General features: G+C 64.7%; 22 protein-coding genes and 1 tRNA gene. 5 read left to right on the top strand and 18 right to left on the bottom strand.

Annotated features, from left to right (window positions below; all coding sequences use genetic code 11):
- Positions 1 to 82: 82 nt before the first annotated feature.
- The 4 genes from KTJ89_RS00215 to KTJ89_RS00200 are packed head-to-tail and all read right to left on the bottom strand — an operon-like array spanning position 83 to position 3,301.
- On the bottom strand, positions 83 to 1,327 hold the full coding sequence (locus KTJ89_RS00215) for a S8 family peptidase (protein ID WP_259356551.1): 1,245 nt from the start codon (positions 1,325 to 1,327) through the stop codon (positions 83 to 85).
- Positions 1,324 to 2,271, bottom strand: coding sequence for a Ppx/GppA phosphatase family protein (locus KTJ89_RS00210; RefSeq protein WP_259356550.1), 948 nt, complete (start codon positions 2,269 to 2,271; stop codon positions 1,324 to 1,326). The genes KTJ89_RS00215 and KTJ89_RS00210 overlap by 4 nt, the downstream gene beginning before the upstream one ends.
- Positions 2,272 to 2,279: 8 nt before the next feature.
- Positions 2,280 to 2,807 (bottom strand): DUF501 domain-containing protein, encoded by a 528-nt coding sequence (locus KTJ89_RS00205; RefSeq protein WP_139469661.1) that lies wholly within the window; start codon positions 2,805 to 2,807, stop codon positions 2,280 to 2,282.
- The gene (locus KTJ89_RS00200) at positions 2,807 to 3,301 is read right to left on the bottom strand and encodes an FtsB family cell division protein (protein ID WP_259356549.1); all 495 of its coding nucleotides are present in this window, start codon (positions 3,299 to 3,301) and stop codon (positions 2,807 to 2,809) included. The genes KTJ89_RS00205 and KTJ89_RS00200 overlap by 1 nt, the downstream gene beginning before the upstream one ends.
- Positions 3,302 to 3,788: 487 nt before the next feature.
- Between KTJ89_RS00200 and KTJ89_RS00195 the strand changes: the two genes are divergently transcribed.
- A complete protein-coding gene (locus KTJ89_RS00195; RefSeq protein ID WP_259356548.1) occupies positions 3,789 to 4,796 on the top strand; it encodes a DUF559 domain-containing protein in 1,008 nt (335 codons plus the stop codon).
- 536 nt (positions 4,797 to 5,332) lie between these two features.
- Here the strand turns inward: KTJ89_RS00195 and eno are convergent.
- From eno to mfd, 5 genes are all read right to left on the bottom strand, one after another.
- Entirely contained in the window at positions 5,333 to 6,613 is a 1,281-nt protein-coding gene (gene eno / locus KTJ89_RS00190; RefSeq protein WP_139907336.1) for a phosphopyruvate hydratase, read from the bottom strand.
- Between the two features lie 76 nt (positions 6,614 to 6,689).
- Positions 6,690 to 7,532: a tyrosine-protein phosphatase gene (locus tag KTJ89_RS00185; RefSeq protein ID WP_139907335.1), complete on the bottom strand. Its 843-nt coding sequence runs from the start codon at positions 7,530 to 7,532 to the stop codon at positions 6,690 to 6,692.
- Positions 7,529 to 7,978 carry a MazG nucleotide pyrophosphohydrolase domain-containing protein gene (locus KTJ89_RS00180; protein WP_258041908.1) on the bottom strand — a complete coding sequence of 150 codons (450 nt, stop codon included), beginning with the start codon at positions 7,976 to 7,978 and terminating at the stop codon, positions 7,529 to 7,531. Before KTJ89_RS00180 ends, KTJ89_RS00185 begins: the two co-directional genes overlap by 4 nt.
- A gap of 63 nt (positions 7,979 to 8,041) precedes the next feature.
- Complete coding sequence (locus KTJ89_RS00175; RefSeq protein WP_139469666.1) at positions 8,042 to 8,236, bottom strand: CsbD family protein; 195 nt, start codon at positions 8,234 to 8,236, stop codon at positions 8,042 to 8,044.
- Positions 8,237 to 8,356: 120 nt separating this feature from the next.
- Positions 8,357 to 11,959, bottom strand: coding sequence for a transcription-repair coupling factor (gene mfd / locus KTJ89_RS00170; protein WP_259356547.1), 3,603 nt, complete (start codon positions 11,957 to 11,959; stop codon positions 8,357 to 8,359).
- 97 nt (positions 11,960 to 12,056) lie between these two features.
- Between mfd and KTJ89_RS00165 the strand changes: the two genes are divergently transcribed.
- A complete protein-coding gene (locus KTJ89_RS00165; protein WP_259356546.1) occupies positions 12,057 to 13,535 on the top strand; it encodes an arylsulfotransferase family protein in 1,479 nt (492 codons plus the stop codon).
- A 122-nt stretch (positions 13,536 to 13,657) separates the two neighbouring features.
- Entirely contained in the window at positions 13,658 to 14,374 is a 717-nt protein-coding gene (locus KTJ89_RS00160; protein WP_139469669.1) for a rhomboid family intramembrane serine protease, read from the top strand.
- A gap of 43 nt (positions 14,375 to 14,417) precedes the next feature.
- Here KTJ89_RS00160 and pth read toward each other — a convergent pair whose 3' ends face one another.
- From pth to KTJ89_RS00130, 6 genes are all read right to left on the bottom strand, one after another.
- On the bottom strand, positions 14,418 to 15,017 hold the full coding sequence (gene pth / locus KTJ89_RS00155) for an aminoacyl-tRNA hydrolase (RefSeq protein WP_172168632.1): 600 nt from the start codon (positions 15,015 to 15,017) through the stop codon (positions 14,418 to 14,420).
- A 188-nt stretch (positions 15,018 to 15,205) separates the two neighbouring features.
- A complete protein-coding gene (locus tag KTJ89_RS00150; protein ID WP_139469671.1) occupies positions 15,206 to 15,850 on the bottom strand; it encodes a 50S ribosomal protein L25/general stress protein Ctc in 645 nt (214 codons plus the stop codon).
- Between the two features lie 148 nt (positions 15,851 to 15,998).
- A complete protein-coding gene (locus tag KTJ89_RS00145) occupies positions 15,999 to 17,015 on the bottom strand; it encodes an alpha/beta fold hydrolase (RefSeq protein WP_259356545.1) in 1,017 nt (338 codons plus the stop codon).
- A gap of 144 nt (positions 17,016 to 17,159) precedes the next feature.
- Positions 17,160 to 18,131: a ribose-phosphate diphosphokinase gene (locus KTJ89_RS00140; protein ID WP_025777652.1), complete on the bottom strand. Its 972-nt coding sequence runs from the start codon at positions 18,129 to 18,131 to the stop codon at positions 17,160 to 17,162.
- Positions 18,124 to 19,581 (bottom strand): bifunctional UDP-N-acetylglucosamine diphosphorylase/glucosamine-1-phosphate N-acetyltransferase GlmU, encoded by a 1,458-nt coding sequence (gene glmU / locus KTJ89_RS00135; RefSeq protein ID WP_139469674.1) that lies wholly within the window; start codon positions 19,579 to 19,581, stop codon positions 18,124 to 18,126. Before glmU ends, KTJ89_RS00140 begins: the two co-directional genes overlap by 8 nt.
- A gap of 32 nt (positions 19,582 to 19,613) precedes the next feature.
- A tRNA-Gln gene (locus tag KTJ89_RS00130) sits at positions 19,614 to 19,685 on the bottom strand.
- A 64-nt stretch (positions 19,686 to 19,749) separates the two neighbouring features.
- Between KTJ89_RS00130 and KTJ89_RS00125 the strand changes: the two genes are divergently transcribed.
- Positions 19,750 to 20,142, top strand: coding sequence for a hypothetical protein (locus KTJ89_RS00125; RefSeq protein ID WP_139469675.1), 393 nt, complete (start codon positions 19,750 to 19,752; stop codon positions 20,140 to 20,142).
- Between the two features lie 121 nt (positions 20,143 to 20,263).
- Positions 20,264 to 22,813, top strand: coding sequence for a UvrD-helicase domain-containing protein (locus tag KTJ89_RS00120; RefSeq protein ID WP_259356544.1), 2,550 nt, complete (start codon positions 20,264 to 20,266; stop codon positions 22,811 to 22,813).
- A 189-nt stretch (positions 22,814 to 23,002) separates the two neighbouring features.
- Here the strand turns inward: KTJ89_RS00120 and KTJ89_RS00115 are convergent, their stop codons facing one another.
- The 3 genes from KTJ89_RS00115 to purH form a co-directional block, all read right to left on the bottom strand.
- On the bottom strand, positions 23,003 to 23,185 hold the full coding sequence (locus KTJ89_RS00115) for an antitoxin (protein ID WP_139469677.1): 183 nt from the start codon (positions 23,183 to 23,185) through the stop codon (positions 23,003 to 23,005).
- Between the two features lie 136 nt (positions 23,186 to 23,321).
- A complete protein-coding gene (locus KTJ89_RS00110; protein WP_259356543.1) occupies positions 23,322 to 23,663 on the bottom strand; it encodes a DUF3017 domain-containing protein in 342 nt (113 codons plus the stop codon).
- A 1-nt stretch (position 23,664) separates the two neighbouring features.
- Positions 23,665 to 25,209 (bottom strand): bifunctional phosphoribosylaminoimidazolecarboxamide formyltransferase/IMP cyclohydrolase, encoded by a 1,545-nt coding sequence (gene purH, locus KTJ89_RS00105; RefSeq protein WP_259356542.1) that lies wholly within the window; start codon positions 25,207 to 25,209, stop codon positions 23,665 to 23,667.
- Between the last annotated feature and the right edge of the window lie 38 nt (positions 25,210 to 25,247).

Below are 25,247 nucleotides of genomic sequence, written 5' to 3'. Positions count from 1 at the left end.
CTAGACCCTTGTGAAAACTTTCACTAATTGTTTGTCCCACGGACTCGAACGCCCCAGATCAGAGCAGTTTCTGCACCTGACTTCAGCGGCGACGGCGGGCGAAGGAGACGATCGAGATGATCATGAGGACCACGGCGATCAGGGCTCCGGCCCCGAGGACGGCGAAGCCGAGTGTCGGTGTCGACTGCGTGGCGACGATATCGGTCGGCGCGAGAGCCTTCGGGCTCTCGGTCTCATCCGGCGCCGCGGTTTCGGTCTCTTCTGACTTCGCATCCCCGCGACGATGCATCTTCACCCAATCCGCCAGCTCATCCTCGGCGGAGGAGACGTTCTTGGGCGCTTTCGCCTTGATGGCGCTCTGCGGGTCGACGCGCCCCCAGCCGACGATCGGGTCGGGCTTGCCCTTCTTGCTCACGCCCTTGTGACCGTCCACCGGTTCGGCACTCGACTGCAGTATGGCTCGCACCTCGTCGGCGCTGAGGTCGGGGTTCTCGGAGCGGATGAGCGCTGCCACACCGGACACGACGGGTGAGGCGAAGGAGCATCCCTGGCCTTCGGCGTAGCCGCCGCTGTAGTACGGAATGGGAATGTCCTTGGCCGGACCCATGAGGTCGACGGCGGTGCCGGGGGCGGTGGAGTCGTCGAGGACCTTCCCGTTCTGGTCGAGTCCGCCCACCCCGATGACGCCCGGAACCGTCGACGGCGACCATGCCTGGGTCGCTCCCTGCGAGGCGTTGCCGACGCAGGCGACGACGAGCACGTCCTTTTTGTACGCGTAGGCGAAGGATTCGTCCCAGCTCTCCGGCCAGCCCGGATCGTCCCATCCCAAGGACATGTTGATGACCTTCGCTCCGGAGTCGACAGCCCACCGAATGGCTTCATCGGCCTGTTCTCGAGTCGATCCGGATTCCTTGGGGCGATCGGGGCCCAGCCACATCGAAGCCGACAGGATCTCTGCGTCCGGGGCGACGCCGGTCGGCCCGGCACCGACTCCTCGGCCGGCGATGACTCCGGCCACGGCGGTGCCGTGGTGGATCGTGGTCTTCCCTCCCAGCGGGGTCTTTCCGTCCTTGCCCAGTCCGCTGAAGTCCTTGGACTTCTTCACCACGCCCTTGAGGTCTTCGTGGTCGGTGTTGACGCCGGAGTCGATCACTGCGACCTTGACTCCCTTGCCCGTGGACTTCTTCCAGACCTTGTCGATTCCGTAGTCTTTGATGAACCACTGGCCGGGTCCGGCCTTCGGCGCGGCCATGACGGGTTGGGTGGTACCGACGACGAGTCCGAGGACGACGGTCGTGACGGCGAGGAGTCGCGCGGCGGCTCTCACGAGCTCGTCAGCGCGAGGTCGAGCGCGGTCCCGTCGAGGATGTCGGTTTCGGAGATCCGAATATCCAGCGATCCCCCGGCGGCTGTCACGGCTTGGTCGAAGCGGGCGACGATCCTGGCGAAGAGCAGCGATCCGGCGCCGATGACGTCGACGCGTCCGGGATGCATATACGGCAGGTCCGTGCGTGCCTGGCGGTCCATGGCCAGAAGCTTTCGGGATTCGTCAGCGACGTCGGCGACGCTGATATGTGCTCCGTGGATGCGCTCTCGCTGGTAGCTTTCGAGTCCGAGGATGCCCGCGGTGATGGTGGTGACGGTGCCGGCGACTCCGATGAAAGTACGCGGGGCCGCGAAGTCGACGATACGGGCAGCCTGGTCGAGCTGGCCGTCGATATCGGCCAGAGCTGCCTGGATCTGGTCCTGGCTGGGAGTTTCGACCGGCATGTGCCGTTCGGTCAGACGCACCGACCCGATGTCCATGCTCACGGCCGCTTGGACATCGTCTCGGCCGAGGACGAGCTCGGTCGAGCCGCCGCCGAGGTCCATGACGACATAAGGTCCGTCAGCATCCGTGAGGCCGACAGTGGCGCCGAGGAAGGACAGCCGGGCCTCTTCTTCACCGGCGATGACGTCGGGGACGACGCCGAGGATCGAGAAGATCCCGGCGAAGAACTCATCGCGATTCTTCACGTCGCGGCTGGCCGAGGTCGCGACGAACCTCAGCTTCTCCGGCTGGTACTCGGCGGCCACCTCGGCGAATTCCTTCGCCACGGCGAAGGTGCGCTCGAGCGCCTCAGGTGCGAACTCGCCGGTGGCGTCGACACCTTGGCCGAGACGGACGATCCGGGTTTCGCGACGCAGGTCGGTGAGGGTGCCGTCGGCGGCGACATCGGCGATGAGCAGGCGCAGGGAGTTCGTCCCGCAGTCGAAGGCAGCAACACGCATGGCAGGTCCTAGTCGGTGGATTCGGTGGTGGCAGCGGTCTCGGCCAGCGGAGGCACATCGTTCATGAACGACAGTGCGCGGTCGCCGATGGGGTTGATGCCGAGCCCGGCGGACAGCGAGTGGCCGACGAGGGCGTGGAGGCATTTGACCCGGTTCGGCATTCCGCCTGCGGAGTAATCCTTGATCTCTTCAACTTCCGCCAGGCCCGCTGCGGAGCCGATCTCAGAGCGGACGTCGAGGTAGGCCCGGTGTGCGGCGGCGTAGGCGGCAGCGAGCTCTTCGTCTTCGCCGATCTCCGTAGTCCATTCGGCCATGATTCCCGAGGCTTCCAGCCGCGAGCATTCGGCCACGTAGGCAGGATGGGTGAGGTAGAAGGTCGTCGGGAACGGCGTGCCGTCCTCGAGGCGCGGAGCGGTGGCGACGACGAGGGGTTCACCGGATGCGCTGCGGGCGGCGATGCCGACGACGCCTCGGGGAATGCGCCCGAGTTGGTCTTGGAGGACAGCGAAATCCGCCTCGGTGCACTCTGTGATCATCAGCTATTCTCCACGGTGTTGCCGGTCTCCTGAATGGACTCCAGCAACTCAAGGTACCAGGCCTGCTTGCGAACCGGCCGTTCGGGCTCGGATTCCTCGTCGACGGCCTCTTGATTCGTGACGATGACCGCGTTCTTGCCCTTTTCCACGTAGTACTGGTCTTCGCGGGCCTTGCGCTTGATGTAGGCGGGGTCTCTGAGGTTCTCGTTCTTCTCTTCGAGGCTCTTGACCTCGGCTTTCGTCGTCTCGATCTCGTTATTCAGGGCCGCGATCTGCTGGGCCTGTTTGAGTGCGGAGTTCAGGGGCGAGAGGAACGCGAGGAGGACGGCTGCGACGACGAGGAGGAAGACGCCCGTGCGCACCGACATGCGGCGGCCACGCGCCTCGGCGTCCGTGCCGGCATCGGCTTCGATGACCGGTTTCGGGCGTCGACGAGGGGTGGCTTTGCCAGGAGCCGATTTCGGGGCACTTCGTCTGGGCTTGCTCGGGACCATGCTTCTTTCCTCTGCGACTGGGGATCGGGGAAGAGTGTCGCAACATCTCCAAGTGTGCCGTGTCCGCATTCCCTGCGCGAGGATTTCGAGCTCGTGGCGTGTTCGATTCTCACGTATCCTCCGTCACGTCCGGTCCCGCCCACTCCTCCCCCGCGAGCATCTCTCACCTCAGCCCGTGCCCGCCCCAGGAGCCATCTCAGCCTCGCCTCCCGCAGGCATCTCACACCACTACTGCTTCCCCCTCCCCGCAGCCCCAACTCCTACACCCACGACGGCACCCCTCACTCTTGGCAGCAAACCACCTCGCTCCTGCGGTGCGTTATGCGCCTCGGGGTGACGGATGTCCGAAGATCGCCGCCGTCGATCACCTGGCCTGCGACCAGTCATCTTGCGAGAGCTCCGCCCGATCAATGCCCTATCCACAGAGTTATCCACAGACAAGAGAGCGCTCATTGCTGTTTGGTTGCGTTTATTGCATTTTAGATGCATGTATAAACTATTGAGCACCGATGACATCCTTCGGCTCGGATTCAACCATGGCGACATCAGGCGCGCCCGCAGATGTTGCCTCCGACGGCTGTCGCGGGGCACATATCTCGTCCGCCACGTCTGCGAACTGGACTTCCATCGCCCGCTCTGGGCGAGCATCGCCGAACAGGTCCACCAGGTCTTCATCGAGCACGGAGACATCCGCGACGATATCAACGATCTCAACGCCTCGGTGATGGCTCACTTCGCACAACGTGCCGATCGGAGAACCGACGACGCGAAGTCGAACCCACCGGCGGAGATCTTCTCGCACATCTCTGCGGCACTAATCCACAATCTGCCCATCTCCCACCCTGTCACCCACCAGGTCGAGGTCGTCCGGCGGGGCACCAACCGCAAATTCAAGACTATCCACGTCCGCGGCAGCATCATCCCGCAGAACCACCGCGCAACGATCAACGGCGCCGAGGTGACCACACTCGAACGCACACTCATCGACGTCGCCCGCAGCTACAACCTCGACGTCTCTGTGCCGATGATCGATGATGCGCTGCACCGAAAGCTGACCACCAGGGAGAAGACCCTCACGAAACTCGCTCAATGCTTGGAGAAGCGCAATTCCGCGAAAGTGCGACTGGCCATCGATCTGTCCGATTCTCGCCGCGAATCCCCCGCCGAGGCTGTCGCCGCGGTGCGATTCTACGAACACGGGATCACGGGGATGGAACCGCAGGTCACGTTTCACGCCGAATCATTGAGGCGCGATATCCGCGTCGACTTCTGTCACCGCCGGGCTCGTCTCATCATCGAGATCGACGGCATCGGCAAGCTCTATCTCGGTTCAGGTGTCCCCCGCGAGGAGCTCGAACAGGAACGCCGCCGCGAGCAGTGGCTGCGCGACCAAGGTTGGCAGGTGATTCGGATCAGTTGGAAGGAGCTGTTCGAGGAGGCGAAATTCTATGACATCCTCCGGTTCATCCGCCGTGCGCAGAACGCCACCGCCTGATCCCCACCGCGGGCATCTGTGCCGCAGATGCATCGCGGACCGCAGCGCACCGCCGCGGACCGCCGCACCAGGCGGCACATCGCTGCATAGGGCGAGGCATCCCGCACCGCGGCTGTCGTTCACCCCTATTTCGTCGAGCACACCGTCTCCCATGGTGCGATTGGCAGAGTTTCATCCCGCACCGTTGCCGGCAACTCCTACAGGTGCTCGACCGTCCCTCACCCATAGAGACTCGTCAGAGTGGTGCAACGGTGCAAATTACGAGGAACGCGAGGGATAGTCGCCGGTGGGCGGATATGAGACCACCGGTGACAAATGGTGACGCAGTGAACCGGGCCCGGCAACGGAGAATCGTCGCGACGAGGAGACTTCGCGGTGAGAAATGCGGCCCCGGATGGAGGAAGGCCCGAAGGCGGGAAGACTAGAGACGAGAAGCCTCGGATGAGGGAGGTCCGAAGCTGGAAACCCCGAGGCGGGGCCGGGCGATCATTGTGATCGTCCGGCCCCGCCTCGGGGAGTTCAGAGCCCTGCTCGCCTCAGGCTTCGAAGCGCGGGAAGGCGCTGCGGCCCGCGTAGCGTGCGGCATCTCCGAGCTGCTCTTCGATGCGCAGCAGCTGGTTGTACTTCGCGACGCGCTCCGATCGTGCCGGGGCGCCGGCCTTGATCTGACCGGCGTTGGTCGCCACGGCCAAGTCGGCGATGGTCGTGTCCTCGGTTTCGCCGGAACGGTGCGAGATCATCGTGGTGTAGCCGTTCGTCTGCGCCAGAGACACAGCGTCGAGGGTCTCGGTCAGGGTACCGATCTGGTTGACCTTGACCAGCAGCGAGTTCGCCGTGGCGTTGTCGATACCGCGCTGCAGGCGCTCGGGGTTGGTCACGAACAGGTCGTCGCCGACGAGCTGCACCTTCGAGCCGATCGTCTCGGTCAGAGTCGCCCAGCCGTCCCAGTCGTTCTCATCGAGGGGGTCCTCGATCGACACGAGCGGGTACTTCGCCAGCAGCTCTTCGTAGTAGGCGGCCATCTCCTCGGCGGTCTTCTTGCTGCCTTCGAACTCGTAGGCACCGTCGGCGTAGAACTCCGAGGACGCCACGTCGAGGGCGACGGCGATATCGCGTCCGGGACGGTGCCCGGCGATGTCGATGGCCTCGATGATGAGGTCGAGCGCCGCGGCGTTCGAGTCGAGGTTCGGAGCGAATCCGCCCTCATCGCCGAGTCCGGTCGAGAGTCCGCGTTCCTTGAGCACTCCCTTGAGCGCGTGGTAGACCTCGACGCTCCACTGCAGCGCTTCGTGGAAGCTGGCGGCGCCGATCGGGGCGATCATGAATTCCTGGATGTCGACGTTCGAGTCGGCATGGGATCCGCCGTTGAGGATGTTCATCATCGGCACGGGCATGACGTGCGCATTCGGTCCGCCGAGGTAGCGGTAGAGGGGCAGATCCGCCGAGACCGCTGCCGCGCGGGCCACGGCCAGCGAGGTGCCGAGCATCGCGTTCGCGCCGATGCGGGACTTGTTGTCGGTGCCGTCGAGTTCGATGAGCGCCTGGTCGACGAGACGCTGGTCGTCGCTTTCGAGTCCGACGATGACTTCGTGGATCTCGTCGACGACAGCGTCGACGGCCTGGGTGACGCCCTTGCCCAGGTAGCGCTCGGGATCTCCGTCGCGCAGCTCCACGGCTTCGAACTCTCCGGTGGAGGCACCGGAGGGAACGCCGGCACGACCGACGGACTCATCGGCCAACAGCACTTCCACCTCGACGGTGGGATTTCCCCGGGAATCCAGGATTTCACGGGCGTTTGCGGCAACGATCTCGGCCACTGAGTACTCCTTAGCGTTTGGTTTCACATGGGGAACATGTGCCTGGAGGACAGCTTAATGCACCGCGCGTCCAGGCTCACCCTCGGTCCGGGCCCCTGTTGGGCTCGGATTCGAGCAGGCATTGCCGCAGTCGCCCGGGCGTGGCCGGGTCCATCCCGTGCGCGAGCAGGTAGGATTCGACTCCCCTTGGCTGTCCCCCGTCCTTCGCCGAGGCGGTCCCGTGCTCGGCCTCGATCCGATCGAGGACCTCGTGCATGAGTTCGGGAGGAGCAGCGGTGGCGGTCTGGGCGAGGTTGCCGGAGATCCCGGCATCGGAGAAGTTCCTGGTGATCGCCTCGAGGAAACCCCCGGACAGGTGGGTGGAGGTGATCGCATATTCGTCGACGATCTCCTGCCGTCCCACACCGAGGAGGTCGAGCAGGAATGCCCCGATCACACCGGTGCGATCCTTCCCGGCAGAGCAGTGGAACACCACACCATCAGCGCAGTGTTCGGCGATCAGGTCGACGGCGGCGGCCAGCCGGTGACCGAAGTGCGTGATCATGAGTTCGTAGATGCGGCCGAGGCTCCGGTCGCTGAGATCCATTCCTGTCGCCTCGGCGGCGGCTTTCATCTCTTCCCTGCTCAATGGTCGGCTGGGGAAGAAGTGGTCGTCGAAGACGGGCAGCTCGATATGTCGGATGTCGAGGCCGTCGAGCGCATCCGGCAGTTTCGCCCTCTCGCCGATATCGCGCAGATCGATGACGGTGCCGATGCCGAGTTCGCCGATATCGGCGCGCGCCCGATCGCTCAGCTGCGCCAGACCGTCGGCGCGGAACACCTTCCCGGATCGCACTCGGCTCTCCCCCGCCTCGGCGGCGGGCCCTCCGAGGTCACGGAAGTTGAACGTGCCTTCGATCTCGAGCCTCTCCAGACTCATCGACTTCCGTCCTCTCCTCGCGCTGCGGCCTTCTCTTCCGCTTTGATCCGGCGGTACTCGCGTTCGACGTCGTCCAACGATGCCATCTCATCTCCGGGATCGTCGGTGAAAGCCAGGGGGTGACGACGGATGAGCTTGGCCTCGAGACCATCGATGATGGCGCCGAGGCTGTGACCGTAGTCTCGCCCGCTGCTTTCATCGAGCAGGGCGGAGTGGAAGAGCACTTGGTAGAACACGTCGCCGAGCTCGTCGACGACGGCCGCCCGATTCTCCGCAGTGGGTTCTGTCGCGAAGTCTTCAAGAGCGACGATGAGTTCGTCGGTCTCTTCCCGTGCGTACTTCTCGAGGCTCTGATGATCTTGTCGGCTCGACCAGGGGCACCGTCGCCGCAGAGTCGCCATGGCTTCGATCACCGCTTGGAGTCCCGGTTCGTCACGTTCACCCACGAAATATCCTCCTGCCGGCACGAAAGACCCCCACCGCAGAAGCGGTGAGGGCCGATTCGTCGGTCACTTCGAGAATTTGTCCTTGACCGAGGCACCGAGGTCCTTGACCGACTCGCCGACGTCTTTGGCCTTGGCCTTGAGCTGATCGGTGGCACCTTCGGCCTTGAGCTGGTCGTCACCGGTCACATCACCGACGGTCTCCTTGGCACGGCCGCCGAGGTCTTCGGCCTTGTTCTCGAACTTGTCGTCAACACCCATGGGGATTCTCCTTAGTAGACAGCTGCGTGATTTGCACTTGCTGCGGATGTCTCCGCGTTTCGCACTCTACGCCACCGCCCTGGCTCGTGGGCCGAACAGCGGTGAACAGTCGGAGAGTTCTCAACCGTCCTTCGCAGCTCCGGCCTCCGTGACTTCCGTGGCATCCGACTCGACGACAGGCAGGATGGCGTCGAGGAACTGGTGCGCCCACCGCAGGATGTCCGAATCGGTCATCTCCTTGGAATCGAATCCGGTGCCCGCCATCGGCTTCGGGACGAGGACCGAACGCAGCGCCGGTTTGAGCAGAGACTTCGGGTACAGACGCTTGAGCCTGACCACCTGGGAGTCGGAGAGTTCGACGGGTCCGAAGCGGATGAAGTTGCCCTGCATGACGATGTCGTTGACCCCGGAAGCGCGGGCGCGGATGCGCAGCCGGGCGACATCGGCAAGGACACCGACGGGTTCCGGGTAGGGGCCGTAGCGGTCGATGAGCTCGTCGAGGACTTCCTGCAGCTGTGCTTCGTCGGTCGCCGCGGCCAACTTTCGGTAGGCCTCGAGACGCAGTCGTTCGTGATCGACATAGTCGGCCGGCAGGTGGGCATCGACGGGCAGTTCGATGCGCATGTCCGCCTCGGGTTCGGTCTCCTCGCCGCGGAATTTCGCCACGGCCTCTCCGACGAGTCGGACGTAGAGGTCGAAGCCGACGCCTTCGATATGGCCGGACTGCTGGCCGCCGAGCAGATTGCCGGCCCCGCGGATCTCGAGGTCTTTCATCGCCACCTGCATTCCGGCACCCAGTTCGGTGTGCGCGGCCAGAGTCGTCAGACGATCGTGTGCGGTCTCGGTCAGCTGAGTGTCCGGCGGGTAGAGGAAGTAGGCGTAGGCGCGTTCACGTCCACGTCCCACGCGTCCGCGCAGCTGATGCAGCTGGGAGAGCCCGTACTTGTCGGCGTTGTCGATGATCAGCGTGTTCGCATTCGCGATGTCGATTCCTGTTTCGACGATCGTCGTGCACACGAGCACATCGTATTTCTTCTCCCAGAAGTCGACGATGACCTGTTCGAGTCGGGTCTCATTCATCTTGCCGTGGGCGATGGCGATTCGCGCCTCTGGCACCATTTCGGCGATGTGTCCGGCGACTGCTTCGATATCGCGGACCCTGTTGTGGATGTAGAAGACCTGTCCTTCGCGCATGAGCTCGCGTCGGATCGCAGCCTTGATCTGCTTGTCTTCGCGTTTGCCGACATAGGTCAGCACCGGGTGCCGCTCTTCCGGAGGTGTGGCCAGGGTCGACATCTCGCGGATGCCGGTCACCGCCATCTCCAGGGTGCGCGGGATCGGGGTCGCCGACATGGCCAGGACGTCGACGTTCGTCCGCAGCGCCTTGAGAGTCTCCTTGTGTTCGACGCCGAAACGCTGCTCCTCGTCGATGATGACGAGTCCGAGTTCTTTGAACCGCACCTCGCCGCTGAGCAGTCGGTGGGTGCCGATGACGAGGTCGAGCTTGCCGTCGGCGAGATCCTCCTTGACCTTCTCCGATTCCTGTTTGGTCTGGAACCGGGAGAGGGCGCCGATGGTGACGGGGAATCCCGAGTAGCGTTCGGCGAGGGTCTCATAGTGCTGTTGGACGAGCAGAGTGGTCGGCACGAGCACGGCGACCTGCTTGCCGTCCTGGATCGCCTTGAACGCGGCACGAACCGCGATCTCCGTCTTCCCATAGCCCACATCGCCGCAGATCAGACGGTCCATCGGCACAGTCTTCTCCATGTCCGATTTGACCTCGTCGATGGTGGTCAGCTGATCGGCCGTCTCGACATAGTGGAAGGCGTCTTCGAGTTCACGCTGCCAGGGAGTGTCCGGCCCGTAGGCGTGGCCGACGGTGGCCTGGCGGGCCGAATACAGTCGGATGAGCTCCCCGGCGATCTCCTTGACGGCCTTGCGGGCTCTCGCCTTCGTCGTCTGCCAGTCGGCGCCGCCCATCTTGTTGAGGTTCGGGCTCTCCCCGCCGACATAGCGGGTGACCTGGTCGAGAGCATCGCTGGGAACGTAGAGACGGTCGCCGGGCTGTCCGCGCTTGGCAGGCGCGTATTCGATGATGAGGTATTCGCGAGTGTGCTTGTTCGCACCTCGGCCCGTGGTCCGCTGCGTCATTTCGACGAAACGTCCGACGCCGTGCTGATCGTGGACGACGTAGTCGCCGGGGGCCAGATTGAGCGGGTCGACCTGGTTGCGTCGACGGCGGGTGGGCAGCTTGCGCATATCCCGCGTCGAGGTGGCCGCCGCCCGACCGAGCACATCGGCCTCGGTGAGCACGGCGAGTTTGAGATCGTCGAAGACGAAGCCGCCGAAGGACGCGGCCGTCGTCACGGTCACCAGTGCTTCGGGCAGATCGGTCGGGTCGTCGACGAACGAGGCGGGCACTCCGGCTTCGGAGAAAACCTCGACCATGCGTCGGCCCGGACCCTGGCCTTCGGTGAGCACGAGGATGCGCCACTTGTCGTGGATGAGTCCCTTGACGTCGGCGAGGATCGCTTCGACGTCTCCGGCATAGCCCTTCGGGATGCGGGCAGGAACGGAGAAGATGTTCTCCTCGGGACCGGCGAGCTCCTCGTCGGTGGCGAATCCGCCGATCTCCCACCAGGCCAGGCCGATGAGGCGAGCGCCTTCGGCCATCTCGGCCACGGTGCGGAAGCTGGCGGCCGACAGGTCGATCGGGGTCTCTCCCCCGCCGGCGGCTCCGGTCCAGGCGGCTTCGAGGAATTCGTTCGTCGTCTCCACGAGGTCCGCGGCGCGGGCGTCGACGCGTTCGGGTTCGGTGATGATGATCTTCGATCCGGCCGGCAGCAGGGCGATCATCGGCTCCATTCCGTCGGCGAGGACGGCGGAGAGCGATTCCATTCCTTCGACGGCGACTCCGCCGGCGATCTTGTCGAGCATATCGGCGGCGCTGGGCACATCCTCGGCGAGTTCCGCGGCCCGCTTCCGCACCGAATCGGTCAGGAGCAGCTCCCGGCACGGCGGTGCCGATAGGCGCAGGGGTTCGTCACCGTCGTCGGTGGGGATCGAGCGTTGGTCGCTGACGGAGAATTCGCGGATCTCGTCGACTTCGTCTCCGAAGAACTCCACACGCAGCGCTCGCTCCGAGGTGGCCGGGAAGATATCGACGATTCCGCCGCGCACAGCGAATTCGCCGCGTCTGGAGACCATATCGACTCGGGAGTATGCGAGTTCGGTGAGCCGTTCGGCCAGATCATCGATCTCGTATTCGTCGCCGACGGCGAGCTCGACCGGCTCGATGTCGCCGAGTCCCTTGGCCAGGGGCTGGAGGAAGGCGCGCACGGGCGCGATGATGAAGGTCAGTTCCCGGCCGGGAGTGGGGTGGGCGAGGCGGCGCAGCACCTCAAGGCGCTGGCCGACGGTGTCCGACCGCGGAGACAGCTTCTCGTGCGGCAGGGTCTCCCAGCTGGGGAAGATCGCGATCGAAGCCGACGGCACCCAGTCGGCCAGCGCCTGGGCGAGGTCTTCTGCCTCACGTGTCGTGGCGGTGACGATGAGCTGCGGCGCCGAGGCGGCCCCGTCGGTGGTGACGGTGCGGCGCAGGATCGACGGCCACAGTCCCTTGATCGCATCGATCGTGCCACCGTCGGTGTTCGCGTCGTTGAAGGCCGCGACGAGTTCGGTGATGGTGGGATTCCGGCGGGTGAGATCGAGTCCGTTGAGCACCCGAACAGTCTAGGCCACGCGGCTGACACGACCCATTCGGCGCCCTCTCGGCAAGGCCCGAGGACCACGGGAGTCGAAAACGTGTGAGGATGAGCATATGGCCATGAAGAGAACCGTCCTTGCAGGTTTGGCTGCGGCGACGCTCCTGCTCGCAGGGTGCACGGCCGATGCCGATGACGACATCGCTGTCGCCGAACGGTGGGACTTCCATTCCCGCCCCGAACTCGCCCCGCCGAAGGTCGATATCGACTCCGGGGCCTTCCCCGACGACAACGGAGACCTGGAGACCTTCCTCGCCCCGAAGGGACAGACGCAGACCGATGACACGTCCTGGGTGGGCGGGCTCATCCTCGACTCCGCCGGTGACCCGGTGTGGATCAGAGACGACTCCGAAGCGCTGTGGGATCTGCGCGTCCAGGAATATCAGGGGAAGCCGGTGCTCACCTGGTGGGAGGGACTGGCCGAGACCCCGCACACCGCCGGCGAGGTCGTCATCCTCGACGACTCGTATCAGGAGATCGCCCGTGTCGGCATGGGCGGCGAGCTGCCCAAGGACACGTCCGACCTGCACGAGACGACGATCACCGCCGATGACACCATGTTCCTCATCTCCTATGTGAAGACGCAGACGGATCTCAGCTCAGTCGGCGGAGCCGAGGACGGCTGGGCCTGGGAGGGCATCGTCCAGGAGGTCGACATCGCAAGCGGTGATCCCCTGTTCGAATGGCGCTCCCTCGATGCCGTACCCATCGATGAGACCGAGACGGAGCTCAAGGAGGGTGAGGGCACGAAGGACGAGCCCTTCGACTACATCCACCTCAACTCCGTGTCCGAGGACGATGACGGCAGGGCTCTCCTCGTCTCGGCGCGCAATACCCACGCTGTCTACCAGCTCGACCGGAAGAGTGCCGATCTCAACTGGGTCCTCGGCGGCAAGGCCTCGGACTTCGAGATGGGCGAGAGCGCACAGTTCGCCTGGCAGCACGATGCCCAGCGCCGCTCCGATGGGACGCTGACCCTGTTCGACAACCACGCCGCGCCTCGGCTCGGCGACACCCGCGGTCTGCGCCTCGACGTCGATGAGAAGAAGAAGCGCGCCGAGGTGGTCACGGAGTATCCCGCTCCCGACGACCGTTCGTCGGGCAGTCAGGGCAACTTCCAGGAGCTGCCGGGCGGCAACGTCGTCCTCGGCTGGGGTTCGGAGCCCTACATCTCCGAGTTCTCCAAGGACGGAAAGCTGCTCGCCGACCTCACCTTCACCGGCGGATCGAACTACCGCGCCTACCGCTTCGACTGGCATGCCCAGCCGACTGCTCCCCCGACGGCCACGAAGTCACAGCCGCAGTCCGACATCACTCGGGTGCACATGAGCTGGAACGGTGCCACCGAGGTGGCTTCGTGGAGGGTGCTCAGCGGTGACGACGAGGAGCACCTCGTTGAGAACACCGAGGTCGAGCGCACCGGTTTCGAGACGGCGGCGGACATCACCCCGAACGGTTCGACGATCATCGTCGAAGCTCTCGACGCGGACGGCAAGTCCCTCGGGTCGACCAGAGCGGAGCCTCAAAACAGATAGTTTCTGGAGTTGGACCGGTCGTGAATATTTCGAGGCGATAACGGGCCTAACGGAACGATCACGATTGCCCGGAAGGCCCGGATGTTCGGGGTTCTCCAATCTTCATCACCCACAATTGGAACATGACCGACCACTCCCCCCGTTTCTCCGCCGAGGAATCCCGACTCCTCTTCGGCCCTGACTCCACCGACTCCGGATCTCCCCACTCCGGCCGTTCCGCGAATCCCCCGGTTGCGCACCTGAACACCACCGTCGACCGGCCGCATCTGCTTTCCCGGTTCGCTCCGGTGCTGATCGTCCTGGCCGTCATGTGGGTCATCGAGATCGTCGATGCGATCCTCCCCGTCGACCTCGACGTCTTCAGTCTGGAGTCATGGAATCCGCTCTCGCTCTACGGCCTGGTCACCTCGCCGCTGCTGCATTCGGGATTCGGCCATCTGCTGGCCAATACTTTCCCGTTCCTCGTCCTCGGCATCGTCATCGCCTTCGAAGGCAAGCGTCGTTTCTGGACGGTCACGGGCATCACCGCGCTGAGCTCCGGGCTCGGGGCGTGGCTGACCACGCTGCCCGGCCAGCACATCGTCGGTGCGTCCGGCATCGTCTTCGGATTCTTCGGCTACCTCGCGTTGCGCACCTGGTTCACCGATGACCTGCTGCGCAAGATCATCTACTTCACCATCGGCCTGTTCATCTTCGTCACCTACGGCGCATCGATGATCTTCGGCATGCTGCCGCAGACGAACGACATCTCCTGGCAGGGCCACCTGTTCGGATTCGCCGGCGGCATCTTCGCCGCATGGTGGCTGCACCGTCGCCCGGAGAAGCAGAAGACGGCCTGAGTCCCGGGCAGCGCCCGCTGCTTGGTCAGCACCCGAGGTGCGATCAGCGGGAGTGGAACTTCTGCTGCATGTCGGTGAGCCCGTTGACGATGACCTCTTCGACGGCATCGGCGAGGTCGGAGACGAACATCGGCAGGGTCGTGCGCTCGTCCTTCGAGAACGGGCGCAGCACATAATCGGCGGTGTCCTGTCGCCCCGGAGGGCGTCCGACTCCCGCTCGCACCCGCAGATAGTCCTTCGTCCCCAGCACCGAGGTCATCGAACGCAGACCGTTGTGCCCGCCCTCTCCCCCGCCGAGCTTGGCTTTGATGGCATCGAAGGGGATGTCCACATCGTCATGGACGGCGATGATCCGGTCGGTGGCGATTCCGTAGAAGTCAGCCAGCGCGCGCACCGGTCCGCCGGATTCGTTCATATATCCCGTCGAGGTGGCCAACACCACCCGCGGACCGGGCAGTCCCGGGACGCTGCCGCCGGGCAGCCGCCCGGTGCCGACGTTCGCACGCAGCTTCGTCCGCGTCAGCGTGGTTCCGATGCGGGAGGCGAGTTCGGCGATGACCATCTGTCCGATGTTGTGCCGTGTCGTTTCGTACTTGGGGCCGGGATTGCCCAGTCCGAAGACCAACCATGCTTCGTTCGACATTGCCGTCCTTGTCCGTCCTGTCCGCGCCCGCTGACCGAGTGGTGGGGCTTCTGCTCGCCGCGGGGCGAGAGGTGCGCCGGGTTCGCTCTTGAGAAACGCATTCGGTGGGCCGCCCAACAGGCGGCCCACCGAACAGCGTAGTCAGTCAGTGCTCCTCACGGCACGTTGAGTGCCGGGAGGAGAGAAGATCACTCCTCTTCGGAGGTCTCTTCCTCACCGGACTCCTCAGCGGCCTCTTCCTCGGTCGACTCTTCAGCAGTCTCTTCCTCGGCGTCGGACTCGGTGTCCATCTCGATCTCTTCGGAGACGTTGACGATGAGCTGCTCTTCGTCGGCGATGAGCTCGACGCCTGCAGGCAGTTCGACCTGACCGGCCAGAACGTGCTCGCCGGCGGGACGGCCTTCGATGGAGACCTCGATGAGCTCGGGCAGCTTGGTCGCATCGGCCTTGACGGCGATGGTCGACTCTTCCTGCGAGACCATGGTGCCGGGGGCGGCTTCACCGATGACGTGGACGGGCACGTCGACCTCGATCTTCTCGCCGCGCTTGACGATGATGAGGTCGAGGTGCTCGATATCACGACGGACGGGCTCGATCTGGACGTCGCGCGCAATGGCGAGGACGTTCTTCGATCCGTCGGTGCTTTCGATCTCGAGCAGCGCGTTGGCGTGCTTGAGAGCCAGCATGGTGGCGTGGCCCTCGAGGGACACGTGCACGGGGTCTCCGCCGTGGCCGTAGATGACAGCGGGGATGCGTCCTGCGCGGCGGATGCGGCGCGCTGCGCCCTTGCCGAACTCGTTGCGAGCTTCGGCCAGAAGTTTGAAGTCAGCCATTTTCTCTCCTTCGTGGTGAACTTACCTTCGAGCACCACGGCGAAACAGCCTGAGCACCCACGCGAATCACGAACCCGATGGGTTCGTTTCGTGGGGCAGGACCGCGTCGATCACGGAGACATCAGTCTCCCTCGCCGAGGCAACCCGACTAGTCTACGGCACCGTCCGTTTCGGCACCAATCCGAGAGGTCACGGCTGCAGTGCACGCATCGATTCCGGTTTCGGTGAGGAGGATGTCGTAATGGTTCGTCCCCTGCACATCGACGATGTCCATCTGCGGCCATTGCCGAGCGAAGTCGTTGGTCGTCTCCGGCGGGTACAGGCCCGGTTCGGCGGCGACGAGGTCGCGCTCGGCGAAGAGGAAGACCACTTCGGACTGGGTTCCGTCACTGCCCATGATCGTCTCCAGGGCATCACGGTAGGCGGAGCCGGTGTACATGTCGGCCGAATCGGCCTGCATCGCCTCCACCGACGTCGACGGTTGGAACGAATGGTCGTCCTTGGCCGCCAGATCGTAGACGAAGCTCTCGGTCGCCACGGTGTCGAGGCCGTCGACGAAAGCGGGGTGAGCGGCGAAGAACGCCAAGTACTCCTCGACGCTGCCGAAGGTCATCGACAGCCGCTCGGCGGCCGGGCCGAGGACGGCGGCGATGAGATCATCGGTGTCGAGGTCCTCATCGTTGAGGTCGTCGACGGGGCCGTCTCCGTGGGGCTGCCCCACTGGCAGGGGAAGTCCCCCGTCGATGAGGACAGGGCCACGGAAACGGCGGGCCGCCTCGGCGCCGGTGTCGACGTTCGGCTCAGCCGACATTCCGGCCAGGGTCATAGCGACGAAACCGCCCATGGAATGACCAACCAGGGTGACCGGCCCCTCCGGGGCGAAGGCATCGAGCACGGCGGTGACATCCTCGGCGTGGGCGGCCATCCCGAACGGGCCGGGCAGGGTGCGCGAGTCGGCTCGTCCGCGCAGGTCGGGCCCGATGATGCGGACGCCGGGCAGTGCGGAGACGAGGCCCGCGAAGAACAGGTGGTTGGAGGTGATGCCGTGGATGACGCACACGGTGGGCACGCGCCCGGGGCCGCTCGCCACCGGCTCCCACACTCCCACGGACAGCTGCCCGCCGGGGACGTCCACGCGGTACCGGTTGTAATCGTGTGAGGACATCGTCCCTGATCCCTTCGCCGAAGTCTTGCCTCCAGTGTAGGACCTCACGGCAGTCCAGACGATGCGAACCCCGAGCCGCATCGACTCGGGGTTCGCATCAGATCCGGCGCGATTGCGCGGATCACGGGGCCTCAGCCTTCGGGATCAGACCTCGAAGAGACTCGTGACCGATCCGTCTTCGAAGACCTCGTGCACGGCACGAGCGATGAGCGGGGCGATCGAGAGCACGGTGAGCTTGTCGAAGATCTTGTCTTCGCTCAGCGGCAGAGTGTTCGTGACGATGACCTCTTCGGCCACGGAGTTCGACAGGCGTTCGACGGCCGGGCCGGAGAACACGGCGTGGGTGGACACGACGATGACGCCCTTCGCGCCGGCGGCCATGCAGGCGTCGGCGGCCTGGACGATGGTGCCGCCGGTGTCGATCATGTCGTCGACGAGCACGCAGGTGCGGCCCTCGACCTCACCGACGACGCGGTTGGCCTTGGTCTCGTTCGGTCGGGTGATGTCGCGGGTCTTGTGGATGAAGGCCAGCGGCACTCCGCCCAGCGAGTTCGACCAGTTCTCCGCGACCTTGATGCGGCCGGCGTCGGGCGAAACCACGGCGAGGTCGCCGGGGTACTTGTCCTTGACGTAGCCGGCGAGGATCGGCATCGCGATGAGGTGGTCGACGGGACCGTCGAAGTAGCCCTGGATCTGCGCGGTGTGCAGGTCCACGGTGATGATGCGGTCGGCACCGGCGGTCTTGTACAGATCGGCGACGAGCCGAGCGGAGATGGGCTCGCGTCCGCGGTGTTTCTTGTCCTGCCTGGCGTACGGGAAAAACGGTGCGATGACGGTGATGCGCTTGGCCGATGCACGCTTGAGGGCGTCGACCATGATCAGCTGCTCCATCAGCCATTCGTTGATGGGAGCGCAGTGGGACTGGAGGACGAAGACGTCGCTGCCGCGCACTGACTCGGAGTAGCGGACGTAGATCTCGCCGTTCGCGAAGTTGTAGATGTCGGTGGGGAGGAGTTCGGTCCCCAGATTCTCCGCGACTTGCTCGGCGAGTTCGGGATTTGCCCGACCGCTCACCAGGACGAGCTTCTTATCGCCCGCCGTCGTTATCTCATTCACTGATCCGTTCCCCTTCGGATGCGTTTTCGGCCGCCTGCGCTGCAGGCGTGCCCGGACGGTTTGTCTGAACCCAGCCCTCCAGGTTGCGCTGTGGGGCCACCGAGATGGCCAGCGCTCCTGCAGGGACATCCTTGCGCACCGTCGTGCTCGCACCCGAATAGGCGCCGTCGCCCACGGTGACAGGGGCGACATACATATTGTCCGAGCCCATGCGTGCATGCTTGCCGATGACGGTGCGGTGCTTGTTGACGCCGTCGTAGTTGACGAACACCGAGGCGGCTCCGATGTTCGAGCCCTCCCCGATCTCCGCATCGCCGACGTAGGAGAGGTGGGGTACCTTCGCACCCTTGCCGATATCGGCGTTCTTCGTCTCCACGAAGGTGCCGATCTTTCCGGACTCGCCGAGCTTGGTGCCCGGACGCAGGTAGGCGAACGGTCCGACGTTGGCTTCCGGGCCGACGACGGCGAGTTCACCGTGGGTGCGCACGACCTTGGCGTTCTCCCCCACCTCGGTGTCCTTGAGGGTGGTGTCGGGGCCGACGACGGCGCCGGCGCCGATGTCGGTGGCGCCCAGCAGCTGGGTGCCGGGCAGGATCGTCGCATCGGCGGCGATGGACACGTCGACGTCGATCCACGTGGTGTCGGGGTCGATGATGGAGACACCGGCACGCATGAACTTCTCGCACTGCCGGCGGTTGAGCTCCTTGCCGAGGTTCGCCAGCTGCACGCGATCATTGGCTCCCTCGACCTGCCACAGGTCGTCGGTGGCCGTGGCGGCGACGGGGCGGCCTGCCTCACGGGAATGTCCGATGACGTCGGTGAGGTACTTCTCACCCTGCGCGTTGTCGGTCGTCAGTGAGGCCAGGCCCTCCTTGAGCGCCGCGGCGTCGAAGGCGTAGATGCCGGAGTTGATCTCACGGATGGCCCGTTCTTCGTCGCCGGCGTCCTTCTGCTCGACGATGCGCAGCAGGGATCCGTTCGCGTCGCGGACGATGCGGCCGTACCCGGTCGGGTCGTTCACCTCGGCGGACAGGACGGTCACGGCGTTGGCGTTGGATTCGTGGATCTCGACGAGGCCGTTGATGGTCTCCGTCGTCAGCAGCGGCACATCGCCGTAGGTGACGACGACGGTTCCGCTGAGGTCCTCGGGCAACTGGGTGAGCGCACATTCGGTGGCGCGGCCGGTGCCCGGAACCTCATCCTGATCGGCGATGAGCAGGGTTCTCTGGGAGGACACGGGAAGGGAGTCGAGGTGGGCGACGAGCTGATCGCGCTCATGGCGGACGACGACGATGAGGTGCTCGGGAGAGGTTCCGGCCGCCGCGGCGACGGAGTGATGGAGCAGGGAGCGTCCGCCGATGGGATGCATCACCTTGGGAAGAGCCGACTTCATTCGAGTGCCTTGGCCCGCTGCCAGAACGATGACGGCGGTCGGATGAGTCTGCGACATAGTTGAATCCTTCGCATGTCGGGTTGGGCCAGCTCCGCCCATAGGATTCGAACCTATACTGCACGGCTCCAAAGGCCGGCGTGCTGCCATTACACCAGGGCGGAACAGCGTGCACCAGTAGAGGGGCCCGCGCTCACGAGACACCATCATGCCACTACGATTAACTGTATGGAAATTCTACGCGAGATTCTTCTGACCCTGCATCTGCTGGGTATGGCCATCATCGTCGGCGGCTATTTCACCGTCATCCGCTCCCCCAAAGTGATGCCCGGAATGCTCCACGGCGCCTATCTGCAGCTGGTCACCGGCCTGCTGCTCATGGGGCTGGCCGAGATGGGCGATGGCGACGTCAACCATATGAAGCTCGGCATCAAACTGGTCGTGGCGATCCTCGTCACTGTCTTCGCGTTCATCGGCAACAAGAAGCAGAAGGCCTTCGCCGCCTCTGCGCCTGCAGAGGGCGGGGCAGGCGTGAAGGTGGCGAACCCGTCGGCGACCATGGCACACCTGGTGGTGGCCTTCGCGGTCATCAACGTCATCGTGGCCGTCTTCATCCACTGACCCTCCCCAATTACTACCTGACGGCGGCTCAGCAACCTCGCGCGAGGTTGCTGAGCCGCCGTCAGGTAGTTCTGAGGGGTGTGAGCTCGTGTCCGAGGCTGACGGTATCGTTGGGGGCGACATGACTGCTGCAGCTGAACACACCGACCATGCCGCCGGCGCCGACTCCCGAGCGGCCGAACTCCTCACCGGACTCAACCCCAGGCAGCGCGAGGCCGTAATCCATACGGGATCCCCGCTGCTCATCGTCGCCGGAGCCGGATCGGGCAAGACGACCGTGCTCACCCGACGCATCGCCTACGCCTTGGCCACCGGTCGCGCCCACCCCGGCGAAGTCCTGGCGATCACGTTCACGAACAAGGCCGCGAAAGAGATGGCCGAACGCGTGTCCTCGATCGTCGGCCCTGCCTCCCGCGCCATGTGGGTCTCGACCTTCCACTCCTCGTGTGTGCGCATCCTCCGCCGCGAGGCGAAGGTGCTGGGCATGAAGTCGAATTTCACGATCTACGACGCCCAGGACGCCCAGCGCCTCGTCGCCCAGATCCTCAAGGAGCTCGGCCTCGACACGAAGAAGTACGCCCCGCGGGCCATCCTGCACCGAATCTCGAACCTCAAGAACGACCTGCAGACCCCCGACGACTTCATCCCGCGGCCTAACAATCCCGCCGACGAGGTGCTCGCCGACGTCTTCAAGCGCTACACCTCCCGTCTGCGCCTGGCCAATGCCTTCGACTTCGACGACCTCATCGCAGAGACCGTCCACCTCTTCGGCGCCTTCCCCGAGGTGGCCGATTCCTACCGTCGCCGGTTCCGCCATATCCTCGTCGACGAGTACCAGGACACGAACCCTGCACAGTATGCGCTGATCAAAGCCCTGGCCGGTGACGGCGCAGGAGGGCCGACGGGTGCCGAGCTCACCGTCGTCGGCGACGCCGACCAGTCGATCTATGCCTTCCGCGGCGCCACGGTGCGCAACATCGTCGAGTTCGAGAAGGACTTCCCGAACGCTGACACCATTCTGTTGGAACAGAACTATCGGTCGACGCAGAACATCCTCGACGCCGCCAATGCCGTGATCGCGAACAACGACGACCGCCGGGAGAAGAAGCTGTGGACCTCGGAGGGTTCCGGCGAGCAGATCGTCGGCTGGGTGGCCGAGAACGAACAAGGTGAAGCCCGCTTCATCGTCGATCGCATCGATGACCTCATCGACGAGGAGAAGTACACCTATGGTGACTTCGCCGTGTTCTACCGCACGAACGCTCAGTCGCGCGCCATCGAAGATGCGCTGGTCCGGTCCGGAATCCCGTACAAGGTCGTCGGCGGCACCCGCTTCTACGAGCGCAAGGAGATCAAGGACGCCCTCGCCTACCTGCGCGTCGTCGCCAACCCCGATGACGACGTCAATCTGCGCCGCATCCTCAATGTGCCCAAACGCTCCATCGGCGACCGCACCGAGGGCATCATCGCCGACTTCGCCGACCGGGAGAACATCAGCTTCTTCACCGCCCTGGGCCGCCTCGACGAGATCCCTCACCTGAGTTCGCGCGCCCTGACCTCGGTGCAGAAGTTCTACGACCTCATGCAGGACCTGCGCTCCACCGCCGAATCCTCCCCGCTCTCCCGGGTCATCGAGGCGATCCTCGAACAGTCCGGGTACCTCGAATCGCTGCAGAAGAGCACCGATCCGCAGGACGAGTCCCGTGTCGACAACCTCGCCGAACTCGTCGCCGTGGCCGAGGATTTCGTCGCCACTCGGGAGGCTGCCGCAGTTGCGGAACCGGACACCCCGGATGACACCGACACAGACGACGGCACCGACACCGAGGCGACCGCCGCCCCGGAGCCCAGAGGCACAGAGACCGAAACCGCCGCCGAGGCGGTCGACCCCGACGTCGATGACGTCGGTTCCGCAGACGCCTCCGCTGCGCCGGGCGTCGGCGCGGCGGCCATCGATCAGTTCCTCGAGCAGGTGGCTCTGGCCTCGGACACTGATCAGATCCCCGATGCCGAACTCGGTCAGGTCACACTGATGACTCTGCACACGGCTAAGGGACTCGAGTTCCCGGTGGTCTTCCTCACCGGGCTCGAAGACGGAGGATTCCCGCATTCGCGTTCCTTCGAGAATCCGCAGGAGCTGTCGGAGGAGCGGCGTCTGGCGTATGTCGGGCTCACGCGTGCACGGCAGCGTCTGCTCGTCACTCGCGCCGAGACCCGGAGCATGTGGGGTCAGCCTCAATACAATCCGCCGAGCCGGTTCCTGTCCGAGATCCCGGAGAACCTCATCAATTGGGAGAACACGGGCAGCTTCTCCGGCGGGTTCGCTTCGGGCGGCTTCGGTTCCGGAGGTTTCGGCTCCGGCGGCTATTCGTCCGGATACTCGGGAGGATCACGCGGCTTCGGGTCATCACGGTCGTCCGGTGGCGGCTCCCGCTCACGCTCGAGTGCGAGTTCGTCGACACCGGTTGCCGGATTCCCCAATCGGATCCGACCCAATCGTGAGGTCATCTCCGTCGAGGTCGGCGAGAAGGTCTCGCACGAGTCCTTCGGGCTCGGCACCGTCACCGAAGTCAACGGTGTCGGAGACAAGACCGTGGCCGTCGTCGACTTCGGTTCGGCCGGATCGAAGCGGCTGCTGCTGCGCTACGCCCCGATCGAAAAACTCAGCTGAGGCAATGGTGCAGTGGATGCACGGCCAAGCCGTGCATCCACTGCACTGAGCCGTTCTCTCGCGCAGCGAAGCCACTCGTGCCCCGATAGTTGGTATCGACTGACGGCTAGCCAGAACACAAGAAAGCGCCGAGGAGAATCACATTCTCCTCGGCGCTCATCCATGCCGGACGCGGCTATGGATTAAAGATCATTCGTTGCCGAGCTTGTCATCGGCTCCGTCGCGACCCTGATTGATCTGGTCTTCGAACTTTCCACCGGTGACATTGTTGGCTGCGTCCGAGGCCTTGTCCAGGCCCTGGTCGCTGATCTCTTCACCCTTATCGCTATTCAAGGCGTCCTTGGCTTTGTTAGTAAGATCGTCGAGTCCCATGCTGTCTCCTTTCATCGGAAAAGGTTCGAAGCGAACCTCTGACGCCACTCACCTTGCCACTATTGTCGACGTGACGACACCTGCGCGTCCCATTTCTCAGCGAATGCACATAAAGAACGTCGCCGAGACCGACTACTCAGCGGGTCAGCGGTACGAGGAACGCAAGCCCGACCAGCAGTCCGGCGAACACCAGACAGGTCGTGATGTCGACGACCTTCGACCGATTCGCCCACACTTCGGTCCACGGCGGCGGCATCGCTCGGAACCCGGCGAGACCGGCAGGAACGACCGCGAGGACGACAGCACCGAGGCGGAAATCGATGACGGAGCACGCCGCGGCGGCGGCGACGCCCAGGAGACAGCCGAGCAGCACCCAGTCACGCCGAGTGGGATGCGCGTATCGCCGTTTCCAGTAGATCCATCGCTTCGCGATCGGCCCTCTCCCCCGCCGTGCGTGGCGGGGGTGAGGCCGCTTCATCTCAGTGGAAGAAATGGCGGCTCCCGGTCAGGTACATCGTGATCCCTGCCGCCTCCGCGGCCGCGATGACCTCATCGTCGCGGATCGATCCGCCGGGCTGCACCACGGCGGTGACTCCTGCGTCGATGAGGATCTGCAGACCGTCGGGGAACGGGAAGAAGGCGTCGGAGGCTGCGACCGCACCGGTGGCGCGTTCGGCTCCGGCACGTTCGACAGCGAGTTTGGCCGAGTCGACGCGGTTGACCTGACCCATGCCCACACCCACCGAGGCTCCCCCCTTGGCGAGCAGGATCGCGTTGGACTTCACAGCCCGTCCGGCCTTCCACGCGAATTCGAGATCCGCGAGGACCTCGGGTGCAGCTGCCGGACCAGCGGCCAGGGTCCAGTTCTCGACGGAGTCGCCGTCCGCCTGGAAGGCGTCGCGGTCCTGTACGAGGAACCCACCGCTGATCGGCTTGACCTCGTCTGTGGGCACATCGATGTCGCCGAGTTCGAGCAGTCGCAGGTTCTTCTTCGTCGTGAGGATCTCAAGTGCCTCGGCGCTGAACGACGGAGCGGCCAGGCATTCTGTGAAGATCGGCTTGATCGATGCTGCGAGCTCTGCGTCGACCTCGCGGTTCGTGGCGATGACACCGCCGTAGGCCGACAGCGGATCGCATTCGTGGGCGGACTTGTGCGCAGCGGCAGCGGTCTCACCGACGGCGATTCCGCAGGGGTTCGCATGCTTGATGATGGCGACGGCCGGCTGCTCGAAGTCGAATGCCGCGCGGATCGCGGCATCGGTGTCCGTGTAGTTGTTGTACGACATCGCTTTGCCGCCGAGCAGTTTCGCACCGGCGATTCCGGCGGTGCCGTCGGAGTACACGGCAGCAGCCTGGTGCGGGTTCTCTCCATAGCGCAGGTCGGCGATCTTCTCTCCGGTGAGGCCGGCGAATTCGGCCTTCTCATCGGTGGCGAGTTCCGCGGCGAACCAGGAGGCGACGGCCGCGTCGTAGGCCGCAGTGTGGGCGAAGGCGCGGGCGGCGAAGATGCGGCGGGCATCGATATCGAAGCCGTCTCCGGCGGCTGCGTCGAGCACGGCCGAGTAGTCGGCCGGATCGGTCACGACGGTGACCGTGGGGTGGTTCTTCGCCGCCGCACGCACCATCGAGGGTCCGCCGATGTCGATCTGTTCGATGCAGTCGTCGAAGCCGGCTCCGCTCGCGACGGTGTCGGCGAACGGATAGAGGTTGACGACGACGAGGTCGAAGGGCTCGATCTCGAGTTCGGACAGCTGTTCCAGGTGCTCAGGCTTGCGGGAATCGGCGAGGATGCCGGCGTGGACGCGCGGATGAAGGGTCTTGACCCGCCCTTCGAGGCATTCGGGGAACCCGGTGAGGTCTTCGACCTTCGTCACCGCGGCTCCCGCCTCGGCGATCTTCGCTGCCGTGGATCCTGTCGACACGATCTGGACTCCGGCGGCGTGGAGGCCGCGAGCCAGCTCCTCCAGCCCGGTCTTGTCGTAGACGCTGATCAGCGCTCTCTTGATCGCGCGGGTTCCTGTCACAGATCCTCCTCGAGGTTCGGTTGCCGGTCGGTTCTTCT

The sequence above is a fragment of the Brevibacterium sediminis genome (assembly GCF_024895295.1).
In the GTDB taxonomy this organism is placed as follows: Bacteria; Actinomycetota; Actinomycetes; order Actinomycetales; family Brevibacteriaceae; genus Brevibacterium; species Brevibacterium sediminis.
The sequence above is the reverse complement of the archived record's forward strand: the minus strand, read 5'-3'. Positions and strand labels throughout refer to the sequence as shown.